The organism is Methylomonas sp. BG-2 (assembly GCF_057766305.1).
In genome coordinates, this window is sequence record NZ_JBYMAP010000406.1 from 1 (window position 1) to 2028 (window position 2028).

General features: G+C 62.2%; 2 protein-coding genes. Both read left to right on the forward strand.

Features of this window, described 5'->3' with window-relative positions; translation table 11 throughout:
• The coding region (locus tag AC3B8H_RS20695; protein ID WP_488443405.1) for an efflux MFS transporter permease at positions 1-1019 on the forward strand (1019 nt) is incomplete at its 5' end.
• Positions 1016-2028: efflux transporter outer membrane subunit (locus tag AC3B8H_RS20700; protein WP_488443406.1), on the forward strand; the 1013-nt coding region annotated here is incomplete at its 3' end. The genes AC3B8H_RS20695 and AC3B8H_RS20700, both read left to right, overlap by 4 nt.

A 2028-nucleotide genomic window follows, 5' to 3' on the forward strand; every position in this document is an offset into this window, starting at 1 on the left:
GGATAGCCGCATTGCTGTACTGGCGCGAGGTCAAGGTCCGTCGGCAGTGTTTCGATTGGCTGGGCTTCGCACTGTGCTGTTTGGTCGGATTCGGTTTACAAACCTTGCTCAATCGCGGCAACGATGCCGACTGGTGGCGCTCCGATTCGCAAATCGGTTTGGCGCTGGCGACATTGGTGGCGTTTGCGGTCTGGGTTGAACAGGCGCGCGCCGCGCGACGCCCTTATTTGGATCTTAGGTTATTGGCCGATCGCAATTTCGCGGTGGGTTTGACGGTGTTGTGCGGCGGATTTTTCGGGTTCCAGGGTTTGTTGTCGTTGCTGATCGTCCAATTGCAACTGAATTTAGGTTATTCCTCGTGGTTGGCCGGCCTGGTTTTCTTGCCGATGGTGGTTTTCGCCAAACCGGTCGCGGCGGTGATTCATGAAGTTGTCAAGAGCGTGGATGCCCGTTGGCCGGCCAGCTTGAGCCTGGCCGGATTTTCGATCTGCTATTTCTGGCTGAGTCGCTTCGACGATAGCGCGGCTTTCTCGGAGCTGCTGTGGCCGAAAGTATTGGAAGGCGCCTGCCTGGGTGCATTCTTCGTGCCGTTGACCACGCTGATGCTGCACGATTTACCGGCGCGGCGTCATGCCGCCGCGCTGGAATTGGCCGGTGCGTTGCGAATTGCGGCCGGCGCGGTGGGCATTACCGTGCAGGGTAGCGTGCTATACCGGCGCGTGCCACTACACGCCAGTCATTACGCTGAGTGGATCGGAACCGATAGCGTCGCCGCCGAGCGTGCCGCGTTGTGGTGGCGGGTTGCCGGTTATGCCGACGATCGGGGCCTGGCCAGACTGGCCAAAGCCACCGCGCGCCAAGCGGCGATCCAGGGTATCGACGATGCGTTTTGGCTAGCCGGTTGCGGTTTTGCGATCCTGGCGGCACTGGTCTGGCTGGCGCGGCCGACGCGGGCGCGCTCGCGGCTTGCTGATTGGCAAGGCGCTCGCGAGGAAGCTGTCATCGAGGAAAACACATGAAACTCGCGGGCTTGGCTTGGCTTGCGATCGGTTGGCTAGGCGGGTGCGCCCAGTTTGGCGACTCCCGACCCGCCGCCGAACAGTTTTCGCTCGCGCCGTTGACGCAAACCTTGAGAGATGAGCAACTCGGCGCTTGGCCGGCATCGGACTGGTGGCGCCAATTTGGCAGTCCGGAGCTGAATCGTCTGATCGAAACGGCGTTGGCGGGCAATCCTGATCTGGGCGTTGCGGCTGCTCGTTTGCGGCAGGCGCAGGCCTTGGTCGATGGCCAGGCTGCGGTTCTCTATCCAAGCGTGTATGCCAATGTCGCTTTCAGTGCTCAGCGGTTTTCGGCGAACAGCGTGCAGGCGAAGCTGGCCGGCGAGCACTTTCGGCAATTATTAATCGACCCTGTGGTGTTACGGTATCACCTGGATCTTTGGGGCAGGGACCGCGCCGAATTGCAGCGGGCGGTGGACGGCGCGCTGGCAAGCGCCGCCGAATGGGCCGATGCCCGGTTAATTTTGGCGTTTACGGTGGCCGGAGCCTATTTCGAGTTGGTCGCCGCCGAGCAACAACGCGTGGTCGGTGAACGCTTGCTGGCCAATCGCCGGCGTTTGCTGGCCCTGGCGGCCCACCGCCGCGACAGTGGCTTGAGCGCCGATGCCGCTTGGCTGAATGCGCAAATAGACCTTGGCGAATCCGAGGCGGGCTTGGCGGCGATCGGCGCTTCGGTCGAACTCGGGCGGCATTTGCTGGCGGCATTGGCCGGTCGCGGCCCCGATTGGGGTTTGGTGATTCGAGTTGAGCCGACAACGTCGATCTGGCCGGGTTTACCGGACGATCTGCCGCTGCATCTGTTGGCGCGCCGGCCCGATATCAGCGCGGCGCGGTTGCGAGCCCAGGCCGCCGCCGAAGCCGTGCATGTCGCTCAAACCGAGTTTTATCCGGACGTGAATCTGATCGGTTTCGCGGGATTGCATAGCGTTAGTCTATCCGACGTGTTGTTGCACGGCGCCAGCCTGGCATA